6 protein-coding genes (1 of these 6 running past the window's edge) are annotated in these 17,944 nt (G+C 76.2%); 5 read left to right on the top strand and 1 reads right to left on the bottom strand.

The features are described 5' to 3' along the window. The 5 genes in view from O7542_RS12920 to O7542_RS12900 are tightly spaced (each overlapping or abutting the next) and all read left to right on the top strand, a layout consistent with a single transcriptional unit that may run on beyond the window. On the top strand, positions 1-182 hold the end of the coding sequence (locus O7542_RS12920; RefSeq protein ID WP_281606290.1) for a polyketide synthase. It extends 1,471 nt beyond the left edge of the window; 182 of the gene's 1,653 nt are visible here — the last part of the coding sequence; its start codon lies beyond the left edge, outside the window; it ends in the stop codon at positions 180-182. Then, positions 179-3,688, top strand: a complete 3,510-nt coding sequence (locus O7542_RS12915) for a non-ribosomal peptide synthetase (RefSeq protein ID WP_210887486.1) — start codon at positions 179-181, stop codon at positions 3,686-3,688. Before O7542_RS12920 ends, O7542_RS12915 begins: the two co-directional genes overlap by 4 nt. After that, positions 3,685-6,000: a lantibiotic dehydratase gene (locus tag O7542_RS12910; protein WP_210887482.1), complete on the top strand. Its 2,316-nt coding sequence runs from the start codon at positions 3,685-3,687 to the stop codon at positions 5,998-6,000. The genes O7542_RS12915 and O7542_RS12910 overlap by 4 nt, the downstream gene beginning before the upstream one ends. Continuing rightward, a complete protein-coding gene (locus tag O7542_RS12905; protein WP_281606289.1) occupies positions 5,997-10,346 on the top strand; it encodes a type I polyketide synthase in 4,350 nt (1,449 codons plus the stop codon). The genes O7542_RS12910 and O7542_RS12905 overlap by 4 nt, the downstream gene beginning before the upstream one ends. Continuing rightward, complete coding sequence (locus tag O7542_RS12900; RefSeq protein ID WP_281606288.1) at positions 10,343-15,661, top strand: non-ribosomal peptide synthetase/MFS transporter; 5,319 nt, start codon at positions 10,343-10,345, stop codon at positions 15,659-15,661. The genes O7542_RS12905 and O7542_RS12900 overlap by 4 nt, the downstream gene beginning before the upstream one ends. On the opposite strand, the gene O7542_RS12895 is transcribed toward O7542_RS12900, so the two are convergent. Continuing rightward, the gene (locus tag O7542_RS12895; protein ID WP_281606287.1) at positions 15,629-17,944 is read right to left on the bottom strand and encodes a lantibiotic dehydratase; all 2,316 of its coding nucleotides are present in this window, start codon (positions 17,942-17,944) and stop codon (positions 15,629-15,631) included. The genes O7542_RS12900 and O7542_RS12895 overlap by 33 nt on opposite strands.

The raw sequence follows: 17,944 nt of genomic DNA, 5'->3' as shown, positions 1-17,944 counted from the left end.
ACGCGGAGGAGGCGGTGCGCCGGCTGACCGCGCTCGCGGCGGGCGACCCGGCCTCCGACGACGACGCCGCAGTCCGCGCCTGGCGCGCTGGTGACGAGCCGGCCGTCCCGCCGGGCCGGCGGGTGCCGCTGCCCGGCTACCCGTTCCGGCGGACCCGGCACTGGATCGAGGCACGACGATGACCGTCCGCGACGATCAGCGCGACCAGCAGGTCGGTCCCGAGCTGCCCTACCCGCAGGTGTGCCTGCCCGACCTGGTCGCGGCGCACGCCCGGCGGCGTCCCGGCGCCCCGGCCGTGGTGCAGGGCGACCTGACGCTCAGCTACGCCGACCTGGTCGGCCGGGCCGCCGCGCTGGCCGCGTCGCTGCGCGCCCACGGCATCGGCGCGGACGACCTCGTCGGCGTCTGCGTGGACCGTCGCCCGGACCTGGTGGTCGCGCTGCTCGGCGTGCAGGCGGCCGGCGCCGGGTACGTCCCGCTCGACCCGGCGCTGCCGCCCGGACGGTTGCGCGAGCTGGCCGCCGAGGCCCGGCTGCGCGTCGTCGTGGGTACGCCCGCCGCCGAGGCGTTCACCGGACGCACCGTGCTGGACGTCCCCACCGGCACCGCGCCCTGGCAGCCGACACCGGCGACGCTCGGCACCAACGCGTACGCGATGTTCACGTCCGGGTCGACCGGGCAGCCCAAGGGCGCGGTGATCGAGCACCGGGCGCTGACCGAGAAGGTCACCTCGATCGCGGAGTTCTCCGGGTTCGACACGGCGACCCGGTGCCTGGCGTTCGCCTCGATCGGGTTCGACGCGTCGGTGGTCGACATGCTCGCCCCGCTCGCCGCCGGGGGCACCGTCGTGCTCGCCGGTGACGCCGAGCGGGCCGACCCGACCCGGCTCTACCGGATCTGTGCCGAGCAGGCGGTCGACGTGGTGGTGCTGCCGCCGCCGATCCTGCCGCTGCTGGACCCGGTCCGGCTGCCCGGCGTGCGGCTGGTCGTCACCGGCGGCGAGGCCACCGGCCCGGAACAGGTCGGCCGCTGGACCGCCGGCGGGCGCCGCTTCGTCAGCGTGTACGGCCCGACCGAGGCGACGGTGCTGGTGACCTGGTTCGAGGGCAGCGGCGACTGGACCCGGCCCATCCCGATCGGCCGGCCCGCCGCCAACCACCGCATCCACCTGGTCGACGACGAGCTGCGCGAGGTCGGCCCGGGGGAGATCGGCGAGGTGCTCGCCGGTGGGCCCGGGCTCGGCCGCGGATACCTCTTCGACGCCGCCCGCACGGCGGAACGGTTCCTCCCGGACCCGTTCTCCGGAAAGCCCGGGGAGCGGCTCTACCGCACCGGTGACCTGGCCCGGTGGCTGCCGGACGGGAGCCTGGAGTTCCTCGGCCGGGCCGACCGGCAGGTGAAGATCCGCGGGCAGCGGATCGAACTGGGCGAGGTCGAGGCGGTGCTGCGCCGCCACCCGGACGTCGACCTGGCCAGCGTCCAGGTCCGCGCCGGCGCCGGCGGTCAGGAACTCGTCGCGTACGTGGCGACCGGCCTGGACACCGCCGAGCTGCGTGACTACTGCGCCCGGCTGCTGCCGCCCGCCGCCGTACCGGCCCGGATGCACACCATGCCCGCGCTGCCGATCACCATCAACGGCAAGATCGACACCGAGCGGCTGGCCGCGCTCGACCTGGCCGGACCGGCCCCCGTGCCGTCCGGCGAGCCGCCCGCCACCGACACCGAACGCCTCGTCGCGCAGGCGTGGGCGGCGCTGCTGGACGTGCCCGCGGTCGGCCGCGACGACGACTTCTTCCACCAGGGCGGGCACTCCATCACCGCGATGCGGCTGGTCGCCGACCTGCGCGAACGGCTGGGCCGCGACCTCGCCATCGAGGACGTGCTGGTCGGGCGGACGCCACGCGGCATCGCCGCCCGCGCCGACGCAGCCGCCGGAACCGGCCCGGCCCCGGTCGTCCGGGGACGGCCACCGGCGCTGTCCCCGGCACAGCAGCGGCTGTGGTTCCTCGACCGCTACTTCCCGGCCGCCGCGTCGGCGTACAACGTCGCGTTCGCCGAACGGATCACCGGCCCGCTCGACGTGGCGGCGCTCGCCACGGCGCTCACCGCCGTCGCGGACCGCCAGCAGGTCCTGCGCTGGCGCATCCCGGAGCGCGACGGCGTGCCGTACGCGGTCGCCGACCCGTCCACACCGGTGCCGCTGCCGGTACGCGACCTCGCCCCGGGCACCGACCTCGCCGGCCACCTCGCGGCGAGCGCCGCCACACCGTTCGCGCTGGGCACCGACACGCTGTGGCGGGCCGAGCTGATCCGCACCGGCGACGGCGAGCACGTGCTGGCCGTCTACGCCCACCACGCCGTGTTCGACGGCTGGTCGCAGTCGCTGTTCTACGCCGGCCTGGCCGCCGCGTACCGGGCCGTGCTCGGGGACGGGCCGCCGCTGCCGCCGCTGCCCGCCACGTACGGCGACTACGTGGCCTGGCGCGCCGACCGTGCCCGGCGTCGCGCCGCCGCCGACCTCGACTGGTGGCTGGACCACCTGACCGGGGCGCCGGTGGTGCTGCGGCTCCCCGGTGGACGGGACCGGCCGGCCGAACAGACGTACACCAGCGCGACGGTGCGTACCCGGCTGGACCGGGCCGCCACTGCCGCGCTCACCGACCTCGCCGCCGGGCTCGGCGCGACCCCGGCGGCCGCCGTGCTCGCCGCGTTCGCGCTGGTGCTGGCCCGGCGTACCGGCCTGCCCGACCTGGTGGTCGGCACACCCACCGTGGACCGGCGGGCCGCCGACTTCGAGCCGATGGTCGGCTTCTTCATCGAGATCGCGCCGCTGCGGCTGCGCCGGACGCCCGGGGCCGGCTTCGCCGCGCACGTCCGCGCCGCCTGGGAGGAACTGCTCGCCGCGCTCGCCCACCCGGAGGCGCCTGTCGAACGCATCGTCGGCGGCCTCGGGCTGGGCGGCCTGCTCGACCGCAGCCCGCTGGTGCAGGTGCTGTTCAACATGTACACGTTCGACGAGCCCCGGCTGGACCTGGCCGGACTGTCCGCCGAGCCGGTGCCGGTGCCCGCGCCCGGCTCACCGTTCGACCTGACGCTCTACGGCATCACCCGGGACGGGCGGCTGCGCGTGGAGATCGTCTTCAACCCGGACGTCTACGGCGAGGCCCTGATCAGCGACGTGCTCGCCGACGTCGAGCGGTTGCTGCGGGCCGGCGTCGCCGACCCGGAGCGGCCGGTGGCCGAGCTGCCCGCCTGGACCGCCGTCCCGGCCGGAACGGCCGACGACGTGCCCCGGGCCGCCCGGGTGAACCGGGCCGGAGGCCGCGCCGGGGTGCCCGCCGCCCGCCCGGCCACCGCCACCGAGCGGCGGATCGCCTCGGTCTGGTGCGACGTGCTCGGCGTACCGGAGGTGGCCGCGACGGACAGCTTCTTCGACGTCGGCGGCGGCTCGCTCGCGGTCGCGGTCGTGCAACGGCAGCTCAACCGGCTGCTCGGCACGAATTTGCGGGTCGTGGACCTGTTCCACCACCCGACCGTCCGCGCGCTCGCCGCGCACCTGGACAGCCTCGGTGCGCCCTCGTCCGGCGAGGACGCCGAGGACGAGGCGGTGGAACGCGCGGCGCGCCGGGGCGCGCTACGCCGCCAGCGGGTCCAGCGCCGCCCGGTGGTGGAGGAGGAGCCGCGGTGACGTACCTGGTCCCCCTCGGCGACACCGGCTGGTCGGTGTGGCGGGACGTGCTGCTGCGCAGCGCCGGGTTCCCCGCCGACGGACTGGACCGGTTCGCCGCGCCGGACTGCGCCGACGCGGCCGACCGGCATCTGTCCGGCGAGCTGGACGAGACGGCTTTCAGCGCCGCGTACGCCACCGCCGTCCGGGCGTCGTCGGCGGCGCTGTGCGGGATCGCCGCCGACCCGCTGTTCCGTGAGGCCGTCGCCTGGCAGAACCCGGAGGCGCTGGTGGCGCTGGACGGGCTGCTCCGCGACGGCCCGGACGCACCCCGCAACGTGCGCCGCCGGGGCCGGGAGAACGTCGTCGCCGGGTACTGGCAGCGCTACGTCGCCAAGTGCGAGACCATCGGCTTCTTCGGGCCGGTGTGCTGGGGCACCGTGGCACCTGGTGCGCCCGGCGTCACCGCCGTGCCCGGCCCCGGACTGCTCCGCCGCCGCGCCGTCCACCTCGAACACTGGGCGCTCGCCGCGTACGCGGACCGGCTGGCCGCCGACCCGCAGGTCCGGCAGTGGCTGGCCCCGGTCCGGGCGCCGCACGTCCACCTGGCGGACCGGGTCGTGCACCGGCCGGCCCAGCGCCCGGAACCGGTGTCGCTGAGCGAGTCGATCGCGCTGTGCCGGTGCGACGGCACCCGCCCGGCCCGGGACGTCGTCGACGACCTGGTGCGCGACGGGCAGACCGGTGTGCGCCGCGCCGCAGAGGGGTTCCTGCTGCTCGCGCAGCTCGTCGAGCGAGGGCTGCTGCGCTGGGACTTCGACCTGCCGCAGGGCTTCGCCGCGCAGGAGCACCTGCGGGAGCGGATCGCCGCGATCGGTGACCGGGAGTGCCGCGCGCGGGCGCTGGCCGGGCTGGACCGGCTGGCCGCCGCCCGCACCCGGGTCGCCGACGCCGCCGGTGACCCGGCCGCCCTCACCGCCGCGCTGTCCGCGCTGGACGCCGAGTTCACCGCGCTCACCGGGTTGCCGCCGCGCCGCCGGGCCGGGCAGAACTACGCCGGGCGGGCGCTGTGCCACGAGGAGACCGCACGCGACGTGGACCTCACCGTCGGCGGCGGCCTGCTCGACTCCCTGGCCCCGGCGCTGGACCTGCCGCTGCGGGCGGCGCGCTGGCTCACCGCCGAACTGGCCACGGCGTACGGCGACGCGCTGCGCGACCTGTACGACGACCTCGGCGGCGACGGGCCGGTCCGGCTCGGTGACCTGTGGTTCGTCGCGCAGGGGCCGCTGTTCGGGCCCGGTGACCGGCCGGTGGACCGGGTCGCGGCAGAGTTCGCCGCCCGCTGGGAGCGGGTGCTCGGACTGGCCGGACTGCCCGAGGGAACGACCCGGGTGGAGTTCGCCGCGGCCGAGCTGGCGCCCCTGGTGGCCGACGCGTTCCCGGCCGGCCGTCCCGGCTGGAGCGCGGGCCGGGTGCACAGCCCCGACCTGCAACTGTTCGCCGAGTCACCCGAGGCGCTGGCCGCCGGCGAGTTCGGGGCGGTGCTCGGCGAGCTGCACGCCGCGTACGCCACGTTCAACGCCGAGCTGTTCACCCACTGCCACCCCGACGTGGACCGGCTGCGGCGCGCGTACGCGGCCGACCTGGGCCCGGGACGGCTGCGCCCGCTCTACCCGGTCGACTTCCCCCGCGTCGGCGGGCGGTTGTCCGCGTCCCTGCACGGGCCGGACGACCACCGGCTCGCGTTCGCCGACGCGCCCGGCGCGCCGCGCGACCGGCTCGTGCCGGCGAACGCGGCGATCGTGTCCGAGGTGGACGGCGTGCTGGTGGCGACCGGCCCGGACGGCACGCGCTGGCCGCTGGTCGAGGTGTTCTCCGACCTGATCGCGGTGCACGCCGGTGACGCGTTCAAGCTGATGACCGACCGCCCGCACAGCCCCCGGGTGACAGTCGACCGGCTGGTGCTGGCGCGGGAGACCTGGCGCACCACGGTCGGGGCGACCGGCCTGGCCGACGCCGTCGACCAGGCGCGGCGCTACCTCGCGGTACGCCGGTGGCGGACCGCGCTGGGCCTGCCGGAGCGGGTCTTCGTCCGGGTGGCCACCGAACTCAAGCCCACCTACGTGGACCTGACCAGCCCGCTCTACGCCAACCGGCTCTGCCTGCTGCTGCGCGCCGCCCGGCGGTCCGGCGGCGACGACGTGACGGTGACCGTGTCGGAGCTGCTGCCCGCGCTCGGGCAGGCGTGGCTGCCCGACCGCGCGGGCCGCCGCTACGTCAGCGAACTGCGCCTGCACATCAGCGATTCGGCCGAGCCGGAGGTCATGGCGTGAACGAGACAGTGGAGCCGATCGCGATCGTCGGGCTCAGCCTGCGCGTGCCGGGGGCGGCGTCGGCGGAGGAGTTCTGGCGCAACCTGGTCGTCGGCGCCGAGTCGCTCACCCGGTTCACCCGAGCGGAGCTGCTGGCCCGGGGCGTCGCGGCGGAGCAGCTCGACGACCCGGCGTACGTGCCGGTGGCCGCCGTGCTCGACGGCGTGGACCGGTTCGACGCGGAGCTGTTCGGGCTGAGCCCCCGCGACGCGGAGCTGACCGACCCGCAGCAGCGGTTGTTCCTGGAGCACGCGCACGCCGCGCTCACCGACGCGGGCTGCGACCCGGCCCGCTACGACGGCGAGATCGGCGTGTACGCGGGCGGCAACGCCGACCTGTACCAGTGGCTCAACGTCCGGCGGAACCCGCGTGCGCTCGCGGACGCCGGTGAGCTGCGCGTGTCGCTCGGCAACAAGCCGGACTACCTGGCCAGCACCGTCGCGTTCCGGCTCGGCCTGCGCGGCCCGGCGATGACGGTGCAGACCGCCTGCTCGTCGTCGCTCGTCGCGGTGCACCTGGCCGCCGAGGCGCTGCGCAGCGGCGAGTGCGACACGGCGCTGGCCGGCGGCGTGTGCGTGGAACTGCCGCACGGCGTCGGGTACGTCGCCGACGAGGGCTACACCTCCGCCGACGGGCACTGCCGCCCGTTCGACGCGGACGCCGACGGCACCGTCTACGGCAGCGGCGTCGGCGTGGTCGTGCTCAAGCGGCTCTCCGACGCGCTCGCCGACGGCGACGACATCCGGGCGCTGGTCATCGGCAACGCGGTGAACAACGACGGCTCGGCCAAGGCGAGCTTCACCGCGCCGAGCGTCACCGGTCAGGTGGAGGTGGTCACGCAGGCGCTCGCGGTGGCCGGCGTCGCCCCGCGTTCGGTCGGGTACGTCGAGGCGCACGGCACCGGCACCGTCCTCGGCGACTCGATCGAGCTGGCGGCGCTGAGCACGGCGTACGGGCGGCGCACCGCCGAGCGCGGCTGGTGCGGGGTCGGCTCCACGAAGGCCAACATCGGTCACCTCAGCGCGGCCGGCGGCGTGATCGGCCTGATCAAGACCGTGCTGTCGATGCGGCACCGGCTCATCCCGCCCACCGTCAACCACGACCGGCCGCACCCGGACATCGACATCGAGGCGAGCCCGTTCTACGTGGTGTCCACGCTGACCAAGTGGGAGCCCGAGGACCAGCGACCGCTGCGGGCCGGCGTCAGCTCGCTCGGCCTCGGCGGCACCAACGCGCACCTGGTGCTCCAGGAAGCGCCGCCGCGCGTACCCCCGGAGCCGGATCACGGCGGCGGCGAGCTGCTCCAGGTGTCCGCCGCGACGCCCGACGCGCTGGCCGCTGCTTGTGCCCGGCTGGCCGAGCGGCTCACCGGCGCGCCCGATGTGGAGCTGCGCGACGTGGCCCACACGTTGCGGGAGGGCCGGCCGGCGTACCGGCACCGGGCCGCCGTCGTCGCTGTCGACCGGGCCCGGGCGGCGGCGGCGCTCACCGACCCGAAGCGCCGGGCCGCCGGGGACGCCGCGACGCCGCCCCGGGTGGGCCTGCTCCTGCCCGGGCAGGGCGCGCAGCACCCCGGCATGGGCGCGCACCTGGCCGCTACCGAGCCGGTGTTCGCCGCCGCCGTGGACGAGTGCGCCGCGATCCTCGGCTGGGACGCGGGCGAGATGATCTTCGACGCCGGACCGGGCGCGGACGAGCGGCTGGCCGGACCGGCGGTGGCGCAGCCCGCGCTGTTCGCCGTCGAGTACGCGCTCGCGGCGCTGTGGCGGCACTGGGGCGTCACGCCCGCCGCGATGATCGGCCACTCCGTCGGCGAACTGGTCGCCGCCACGGTGGCCGGGGTGTTCGACCTGCCGGACGCGCTGCGGCTCGCCGCCGCCCGGGGCCGCCTCGTGCAGGCCGCGCCGGAGGGCCGGATGCTCGCCGTGCAGCGCGGCGCCGACGAGATCGCGCCGCTGCTGCCCGACGGTGTCGCGGTGGCGATCAGCAACGGCCCGCACACCTGCGTGGTGGGCGGCGCGCCGGAACCGGTCGCCGCCGCCGAGGTCCTCCTGCGCGAACGCGGCATCGGCTGCACGCCGCTGCGGTCGCCGTACGCGATGCACGTGCCGCTGCTGACGGCGGTGCGCGACGAGTTCGCGGCGCTAGTGGCGGCGGTGCCGCGCCGGGCGCCGGACCTGCCGGTGTTCTCGGCCGCGACCGCCGCGCCGTTCACCGACGAGCAGATCACCGACCCGGCGTACTGGGCCGACCAGCTCTGCCGGCCGGTGCGGTTCGGCGCCACGGTGGCCGCGCTCGCCGCGACCGGCGCCGCCGACGACTGGCTGCTGCTGGAGTGCGGCCCCGGCCGGCAGCTCGCCGGTCTGGCCCGGCTGAGCCTGCCGGCGGGAGCCCGGGCGCCGCTGCGCACGCTGCCCGCGCCGGGGGAGCGGCTGACCGGCAGGCAGACCGCGTACGAGGCGGCGGGCCGGCTGTGGACGGCCGGGGTGCCGGTGCGACTGCCCGCCTCCGGCGCGCCGCGCCGGGTGCCGCTGCCCGGCTACCCGTACCAGCGCGCCCGGCACTGGATCGACCCGGAGCCGGTGGCCGCGCCCGCCGGACCGGCCAGCGACGAGCGGTACGACGACGGCGTGGTCGAGGTGCCGGTCTGGGGTCAACTGCCCGACCTCGCGCCCGTCGAGGCGCCCGGCCCGCTGCTGTTGTTCGCCGCAGGGGAGCGCGGCACGGCGCTCGCGGACCGGCTGCGCGAGCGCGGCGTGGACGTCACGGTGGTACGTCCCGGACCGGCCTTCGCGGTCCGCCCGGACGGCTACCGGCTGCGCCCGGCCAGCGTCGCCGACCACCAGCGCCTGCTCGACGAGTGCGCCGACGACGGCCGGGCCGCCCGGATCGTGCATGCGTGGGCGCTCGACGGCGACCCGGCCGGTCCGGACGCCGATGCCGTGGCGGCGGCCCAGGAACACGGGTACCTCGCGCTGCTGACGCTGCTGGAGGCACTGCCTGCCGCCGACGTGGCGCTGGACGTGGTGACCGCCGGGACGGCCGACGTGACCGGATCCGACCTGCTGCGCCCGGAACATGCCACAGTCGCCGGGGTGGTGCGCTCGGTGCCGCTGGAACGTCAGGGACTGCGTTGCCACTGGGTCGACGCCGACCCGGCCGACCCGGGCGCGGACGCGCTGGCGGACGAGCTGCTCGGCGCCGAGCGGGCCGAGGCGGTCGCGCTGCGGCTGGGCGGGCGCCGCTGGACACGCGGGTTCACGGCCGCGCCGGCGCGCCGGCGTACCGGGCCGGCACTGCGCGACGGCGGGCGCTACCTGATCACCGGCGGACTGGGCCGGATCGGCGGGGCGTTCGCCGCCGAACTGGCCCGCCGGGGCGCGCGGCTGGTGCTGGTCGGCCGGACCGCCCGGCCGGACCTGGTCGAGGCGCTGGAACGGGCCGGGGCGCAGGTGCGCCACGTGCGTGCCGACGTGACAGACGTGGACGCGCTGCGGGCGGTACGCGCCGACGTCGAGGACGACCTCGGCGGACTCGACGGCATCGTGCACGCCGCGCGGCTGCCCGACACCGGACTGTCCACCGGGTCGCGGCCGGCCGAGGCGACAGCCGAACTGCTGCCGAAGGTCACCGGCGCGCTGGCGCTGCGTGCGGTCTTCGGCGACATGCCGCTCGACTTCGTGCTGCTCAGCTCCTCGGTGACCGCGCTCGCCGGTGGCCTGGGCCGCGCCGACGACACGGCCGCCAACGCGTTCCTCGACGCGTACGCGCGCAGCCCGCACGGCTGGCGGTCGCCGGTGCTGTCGGTGGCCTGGGGCGCGTGGCGGGAGGAGGGCGTACCCGACCACGACGGGCTGGCCCCGGACGCGGCGGTGCGGGCGGCGCTGCGGGTCCTCGCCGAGGGGCGGACCGGCTCGGTGGCGATCGGCGCCTACACGGTGGGGGCGGTCGCCGGGCACGAGCGGCGGCTCGCCGCGACCACGGCGGCCACCGCCTCGACGGTGACCGCCGCCGACGGCGACCTGCAGGACACCGTCGCCCGGATCTGGCGTGACGTGCTGGGCGTGGCCGAGGTCGGCCCGCACGACGACTTCTTCCGGCTCGGCGGCACCTCGCTCGTGGCCGCGCAGCTGGTGCTGCGGATCCGGCAGGCGGTGGGCGCCCGGCTGTCCATGCGGGTGCTGTTCGACGCGCCCACCGTCGCGGCGATGGCCGCCCGGATCGAGTCGCTGCGCGCCGCCCCGTCCGCCTCCGCACCTGCCGAGGCGCCCATCCCGCGTCTGCGCCGACCGGGACGGCCGGGATGACCGAGTCGCGCCACGACGTCACGCCTGTGGACGACGTCTACACCGTTCCCGCCTCGTACGCCCAGGAGCGGGTCTGGTTCACCGCCCAGCTCAGCCCCGGGCAGCCGCTGTTCACCATGACCGACGCGGTCACCCTGCCGGCGGGCGCCGGGCCCGAGCAGGCGCTCGCCGCGCTGCGGACGGTCACCGACCGGCACGAGGCCATGCGCACCACGCTGCGCCTGCACGACGGGCGGCTCTACCAGGACATCCACTCCACGGTCCCGGTGGAGCTGCCGGTCACCGACCTGTCCGCGCTGCCCGAGCCGGAGCGGGACGCCGCCCGCGCCCGGATCGTCGCCGAGTACGCAGGTCTCGACCTGCCGATGGACGCCGCCCCGCTGTGGCGGGGCCGGCTGCTGCGGCTCGACCCGGACACCTGGTGGCTGCTGTTCGCCGGGCACCACGTCGTCCTCGACGGCACGTCCCTGCTCCACCTGCGCGCCGAGCTGACCGAGCTGTGCGCCGCCGCCGTCGCCGGCCGCGCGCCGGACCTGCCCGAGCTGCCGATCCAGTACGCCGACTACGCGGCCTGGGAACGCGACCGCCTCGACGGCCCCCGCTGGGACAAGCTGCGCGAGTACTGGCGGGAGACGCTGACCGGGCTGTCGGCAGTGCACGCGCTGACCACCGACCGGCCGCGCCCGGCGACGCTCACGTTCGACGGCGCCGACGTCCGCCGCACGCTGCCCGGCGACGTGACGGCGGCGCTGCCGGAGCTGTCCCAGCAGGCCGCCGCGACCCCGTTCATGGTGCAGCTGGCCGCCTACGTGGCGCTGCTGCACCGGCTGTCCGGGAGCGACGACGTGGTGGTCGGCATGCCGGTGGCCGGCCGGGACCGGGCCGAGCTGGAACCGCTGCTCGGCATGTTCATGAACATGCTGGTGCTGCGCGTCGACGTGTCTGGCGATCCACCGTTCCTGACCCTCGTCCGCCGGGTCCGCCGGGTCGTGCTCGACGCCTGGGACCACCAGGACATGCCGTTCCAGAAGCTCGTTGAGGAGCTGGCGGTACGGCGCGACCCGGGCGTGCCGCCGCTCTACCAGCTCACGTTCCACCACCTGCCCACCGGCCGGGGCGAGGCGTTCGGCGGCGCCATGGACGACCTGTCGCTGGAGATCGCCGGGGACGAGCTGCGGCTGGAGTACCGCACCGCGCTGTTCGAGCGTGCCGCGATGGAGGCGTTCGCGGACCGCTACCTGCTGCTGTTCGCCGCCGCCGTGGCGGCGCCCCGGACCCGGGTCAGCGCGCTGCCGGTCATGCCGACGGACGAACGCGCCCAGGTCGTGACCGGCTGGAACGCCACCGCCGCCCCGGTGCGCCGGACCACGCTGGCGGAGCTGTTCGACGCCCAGGCCCGGCGCACGCCGGACGCGGTCGCGCTGGTCGACGGCGACACCCGGATGACGTACGCGCAGTTGTCCGACGCCGCCGAGCAGGTGGCGTCGCGGCTGGTCGCGCACGGCGTGGGACCGGAGTCGGTGGTCGCGATCCACGAGCCCCGCTCCCGCCGCCTGATCGCCGGGCTGCTCGGCATCCACCGGGCCGGCGCGGCGTACCTGCCGCTGGACCCGGACCACCCGCCGCAGCGGCTGGCCTTCATGCTCGCCGACGCCGGCGCCGGGGTGCTGCTGGCCGACGAGCTGCCGGACGGGCTGACCGTCCCGGGCACCGTGCTGCCGCTGACCGCGCCGGACCGGCCGAGCGCCGCCGCCGGCACTGCCGCCGGGCCGGGGAACGCGGCGTACGTGATCTACACGTCGGGCTCCACCGGACGGCCGAAGGGCGTGGTCAACGAGCACGCCGCGATCGTCAACCGGCTGGACTGGATGCAGGACGCCTTCGCGCTCGGACCGGACGACGCGGTGCTGCACAAGACACCGATCGGGTTCGACGTGTCGGTGTGGGAGGTGTTCTGGCCGCTGCTCGTGGGCGCGCGGCTGGTGCTCGCCGCGCCGGGCGGGCACCGCGACCCGGCGTACCTGCGGGAGCTGATCGAACGGGAGCGGATCACCACGGTCCACTTCGTGCCGTCGATGCTCGACGCGTTCCTGTCCACGGCCGCCCCGGCCGGCCCGGCCCGCTGCGGGTCGCTGCGGCGGATCGTGTGCAGCGGCGAGGAACTGCCCGCCGACCTGGCCCGCCGCGCCGTCGCCGCGATCCCGTCCGCGGCGCTGCACAACCTGTACGGGCCCACCGAGGCGGCGATCGACGTCACCGCCTGGGCGGCCACCCCCGACGCGCTGACCGGCGTGACCCGGGTGCCGATCGGCGGGCCGATCCGCAACGTGCGGACCTACGTGCTCGACGAGGCGATGCGCCCGGTGCCGGTCGGCGTGGCCGGGCAGCTGCACCTCGGCGGCGTGCAGGTGGCCCGCGGCTACCTGAACCGCCCCGGACTCACCGCGGGCGCGTTCGTCCCCGACCCGTTCGGCGAGCCCGGCGGCCGGCTGTACGCCACCGGCGACCTGGCCCGCTGGCGTACCGACGGGACGCTGGAGTTCCTCGGCCGCATCGACGACCAGGTGAAACTGCGGGGCCTGCGGATCGAGCTGGGGGAGATCGCCGCGGTGCTGCGCGAACAGCCCGGCGTCGGCTCCGCCGCCGTCGTCGTGCGCGGCGCCACGCCCGCCGAGCAGCGTCTCGTGGCGTACCTGACGGGCGAGGCCCCGGACCCGGCGGAGCTGCGGGCGGCGCTGAAACGGCGGCTGCCCGAGTACATGGTGCCGTCGGCGTTCGTGACGCTCGACGCGCTGCCGCTGTCCGCCAACGGCAAACTCGACACCGCCGCGCTGCCCGCACCCTCGTCCGGCGTCGCCCCCGCGCAGCGCCGTCCCCCGGTGACCCCGGTCGAGCAGACGGTTGCCGCCACCTGGCGCGACGTGCTCGGCGTGCCGGAGGTCGGCCTGGACGACGACTTCTTCGAGCTGGGCGGTCACTCGCTGCTGGCGATCCGGATGCTGGCGCTGCTGCGCGAGGCGTACGGGCAGGTCGACGTCGGCGTGATGGACGTGTTCGCGCACCCGACGGTGCAGGGGCTGGCCGCGCTGATCGACGCCCCGGCGGACGGGGAGCGGCAGCGCCCGCTGCTGTACGAGCTGACCCGGCCGGTCCCGGCGGACCAGCGGGTGCGCTCGTACGTGTGCGTGCCCTACGGCGGCGGGCTCGCCAGCATCTACCAGCCGCTCGCGGACGCGCTGCCGGCCGGGCACACGCTGTTCTCCGTGGCGATCCCCGGCCACGACGTCGGCGTCCGCGACACCGAGCTGCCCTTCGACGAGCTGGTCGAGCGGTGCGTGGCCGAGATCCAGGAGCGGGTGGACGGCCCGCTGGTCCTGTACGGCCACTGCGTCGGCGGCGCGCTGTTGACCGGCATCGCCCGGCGGCTGCACGAGCGCGGACGTCCCATCGAGGCGATCTACGCCGGGGGCGTGTTCCCGACCGCCCGCCCGGACAACATGCTCGGCCGGCTCGTCGACTGGGCCGACTCCCGGGGCGCGGACCGGCGGTACGAGACGTTCCTGCGCTCGATCGGCGCGGAACTGGCCGACCTGGACCCGGCGCAGGTCGACCGGTTCGTCCACCACGTACGGCGGGAGGCCGCCGAGGCGCAGGAGCGGTTCACCGAGTGGCTGGACGGCGAACCGGTGCGGGTGCCCGCACCGGTGATCTCCGTCGTCGGCACCCACGACGTGCTCACCGAGTACTACGAGGAGCGGTACCGCGAGTGGAGTTTCCTCGGCGAGTCCACAGCGCTCGTGGTGCTGGACGAGGCCGGGCACTACTTCGTCAAGCAGCGGGCCGAGGCGCTCGCCGAGGTGCTCACCCGCACCCATCCCCGGCTCGCCGAGCCGTCCGCCGCGCCGTCCGCCGCGCCACGACAGCTCGCCGGTGACGGCTGGGCACTGGCGGCCACCAGCACCGATCCGGTCACCGCCGAGACCGGCGTGCAACCGGGCGTACGCCGGTTCCTGGCCATCACCGCCAGCCAGCTCATCTCGTCGACCGGGTCGGCGCTGACCCAGTGGGCGGTGCCGGTCTGGGTCTACCTGGAGACCGGCTCGATGCTGTGGTTCGGCCTGTCCGGGGTGATCGCGTACCTGCCGGCGCTGCTGACGCTGCCGGTCGCCGGCGCGGTCGCGGACCGGTTCGACAGGCGCCGTGTGCTGCTGGCCGCGTGCGCGACGGCGGTGACAGCGGAGGCGCTGCTGGCGCTGCTGCTCTGGACCGACCGGCTGGGGCTGGCGGCCGTCTACACGCTCGTGTGCGTGCTCGGCGCGGCGTCGGTGTTCCAACGCATCACCTACCTGGCCGCGATCCCACAGGTGGTGCCGAAGCGCTATCTGGGGCACGCCAACGGCATCGCGCAGCTCGCGGTCGGGCTCAGCTCGCTCGCGGTGCCGCTGCTGGCTGCGGGTCTGCTGGCCGCGATCGGCCTGGCCGGCGTCCTGGTCATCGACATCGTCAGCTACGTGGTGGCGATCGGTGTGCTGACCGCGGTGCGGTTCCCCGACCTGCTCGGCCGGCGGCGCAAGGAGCCGTTCCTGGCGGAGCTGATCGGCGGCGCGCGGATGACGTGGGCCGAGCCGGGCTTCCGGGCCATGCTGGGCTTCTTCTCGCTCTACAACCTGTGCCTGGCGAGCCTGCTGCTGGTGCCGCCGATGGTGCTCGCGTTCGGCACGATGGGCCAGGTCGGCACCGTGGCGTTCGCCGAGGCGCTCGGCGCCGTCCTCGGTGGACTCGCCATCGCGGTGTGGGGCGGCCCGACCCGGCGCCGGATGCCCGCGCTGATCGCCATCGCGTTCGGCGTGGCGGTCAGCCTGGTGCTCAGCGGCGTCCGGCCGAGCCTGCTGCTGGTGGCGCTCGGCAGTTTCGGCGTGGGGCTGGGCCTGGGCCTGCACAACGGCATCTACCTGTCGATCATCCAGGTGAAGGTGCCGCAGCGGTTCCACGGCCGGGTGCTGGCGATCATCCAGACGCTGACCTGGGCGACGCTGCCGCTGGGCTTCGCCGTGCTGGTGCCGCTGAGCGGGTCGCTGCTGGAACCGATGTTCGCCCCCGGCGGCGCGCTGGCCGGCAGCGTCGGCGCGCTGATCGGCACCGGCCCCGGCCGGGGACTCGGGTTCGCGTTCGTGGTGTCCGGGCTGGCCCTGGCCGTGGTGGCGCTCGGCGCCTACGGCGTACGCCGGCTGCGCCGGTTCGACACCGAGACCCCCGACGCGCCGGCGGACGCCACCGAGTGGCTACCGCACCTGCGCCGGGTCGACGATCTGTAGCCGCAGTTCCGAGGCGTACGCCCGGCCGGCCCCGTCGGTCAGCCAGGCGTCGTCCGGGCCGGGCAGCAGCTCGGTGACGGTGAGCCCGACGCCGCCGCCGCCCTTGGCGTGCGCGCCGCGCAGCAGCGTGCACAGCAGCCGGGTATAGACGCCGCTGGTCAGGTCCACATAGCTGGGTTTGAGTTCGGTGTCGACCCGCACGAAGATCCGCTCGGGCAGGCCGAGCGCGAGCCGCCAGCGCCGTACCGCGAGGTAGCGTTCCCGCTCGCCCTTGACCGTGTGCAGGCCGGTCTCGCCCACAGTGGTGCGCCACGTCTCGCGGACCAGCACCAGGTCGTCGACGGTGACGCGCGGCGTGCGCCCGGCGTTGCCGGCCAGCTTCCACGTGTCGAACACCTGGTAGTCGAACAGCGGCGCGAACACCTCCAGCAGCGGCCACCGCCGCCCGTCGTCGGCGTGCGCGGAAAGAGTGCCGTCGTCGTCCGGCCGCACGGTCAGGGTCGTGATCGGCACGAGGCGGTCCGGGTCGGCGCCGGGCGCGTCGACGAACCCGAGCTGGGCGTCGGCGGGCCCGTGCAGCCACTCCGCGATCCGGGCGGTGTGCCGGGGCCAGTCCACCGGCGGCAGCAGCCGGACCCGGCCGCCGGGCAGGTCGGCGCGCATCCCGTCGCGCAGCCGCTGCGGGTCCGGGTGCCCGTACGCGAAGAAGTGCGTGTCGAACGCGGCCAGCGCCACGTGCAGCTCGCCGAGCACGACTGTGAAGTCGCCGCGCAGCAGCGCCGCCTCGTCCGGCGCGCACACGTGCACGTCCGGGCTGTGGATGCGGGCGGCGGCCCAGCCGGGCGCGTCGGCGGGGAACGCGGCGGCGACCCGCTCGGCCAGCGCGGCGGCGTCGAACCGCAGCTCCCGGGCGTCGGTGTCGGCGTCGGCCAGGCCGAGCACCGTCGACCACCGGGCCAGGAACTCGGCGGTGACGGCGGCGGCGGGCGGGTCCGCCCCGAACACCACCGCCTGCGCCAGGAACCACAGGTCGGCCACCGGCACGTCCGCGGTGGCCGACTCCGCCGCCAGGTCGCGGTACAGGGCGGCCAGCGCGTCGGCGTACGCCTGCCCGATCGCCGCGGTCAGCCACCGCGCCGACAGCAGCAGCGGTTCCAGCGGCGCGAGCCGTGCCAGCAGCGCGTCACCGAAGCGGACGTCCAGGTCGCGGACCGTCTCCAGGTGGCACAGCGTGCGGCCGGCGTACACCTCGCCGGGCTGCTGCCGCGCGTCCCGGCCGGTCAGTTCCACGAACCGCCGGTCCAGCGCGGACATCGCCGCGGCCAGCGCGTCCGGGCCGTCGGCGGCGGCCACCGCGTCGCGCAGGTCGCTCACCGTCGCGAGGTCGCCGAGCACCCGCTCGCGGACCGTGTCGTCGCCGATCGCGGCGAGCTGCTCGCGCAACGCGTCCTCGGCGGTGAGGTCGACCGGCAGGTCGAAGCCGATCCGCAGCACGCCGCGCCCGGCCAGGTCGTCGAGCTGCGCGTGCACGTCAGCGGCCCGGCGGAAGCCGCTCGCCGGGTCCGCGAGCAGCGCGGCGACCAGGTCGGCCACGCGGGGTCCGCACCGCGCCAGCGTGAGCAGCGCGGCGGTCGCCGCCGGGAGCGTCTGCGGTGGATGGTGCGGGCGCCGCAGCACCCGGTCGCGCAGGCTCAGGTGCGGGCCCAGCCGCACCGGCAGCCAGTCCCGCACGCCTGGCCCGCGGGCGAAGGCCTCCGCGAGCGCGTCCAGGCCCCACCGCTCCAGGAACACCTTCCGGGTACGCGTCAACGCCGCGCCGGGACGCACCGTCGCGATCGGACCGCTGCCGCCCAGCTCGGTCCAGCAGATCGGGCCGAAGAAGCCCACCGTGTCGTTCTTCAGGCAGTACCGCTGCCAGTACTTCGCGACGACCTCCTCCCGGTGCCGCCGGCGCAGGTTGCGCGGGGCGTGCGGGCCGTCGCGCCGGATCGCGTCGACGGCGAGCAGGACCGCAGGGTTCTGCCAGGTCAGCGCCGTACGGAAGGCGTCGTCGCAGGCGATGCCGTAGACCGTCTGCCCGAGGTCGGCCGCGGCGGCGTCGAACGCCGCAGCGAACTCCGCGGCGTCGCCGTCCCCGCGCAGGTGCCGGTCGGCCGCCTCCGCGAGCGCCGGAGCGGCGAACCGGCTCATCCCGCCGGCCGGAAAACCGGCCGACCGGAGCAACGCGGAACGCCATACGTGCCAACGGGTTCCGGGCAGGGACGTGAGATGCTCTCGGGGCAT

This window comes from Micromonospora sp. WMMC264 (genome assembly GCF_027497275.1).
In the GTDB taxonomy this organism is placed as follows: domain Bacteria; phylum Actinomycetota; class Actinomycetes; order Mycobacteriales; family Micromonosporaceae; genus Micromonospora; species Micromonospora chalcea.
The sequence above is the reverse complement of the archived record's forward strand: the minus strand, read 5'-3'. Positions and strand labels throughout refer to the sequence as shown.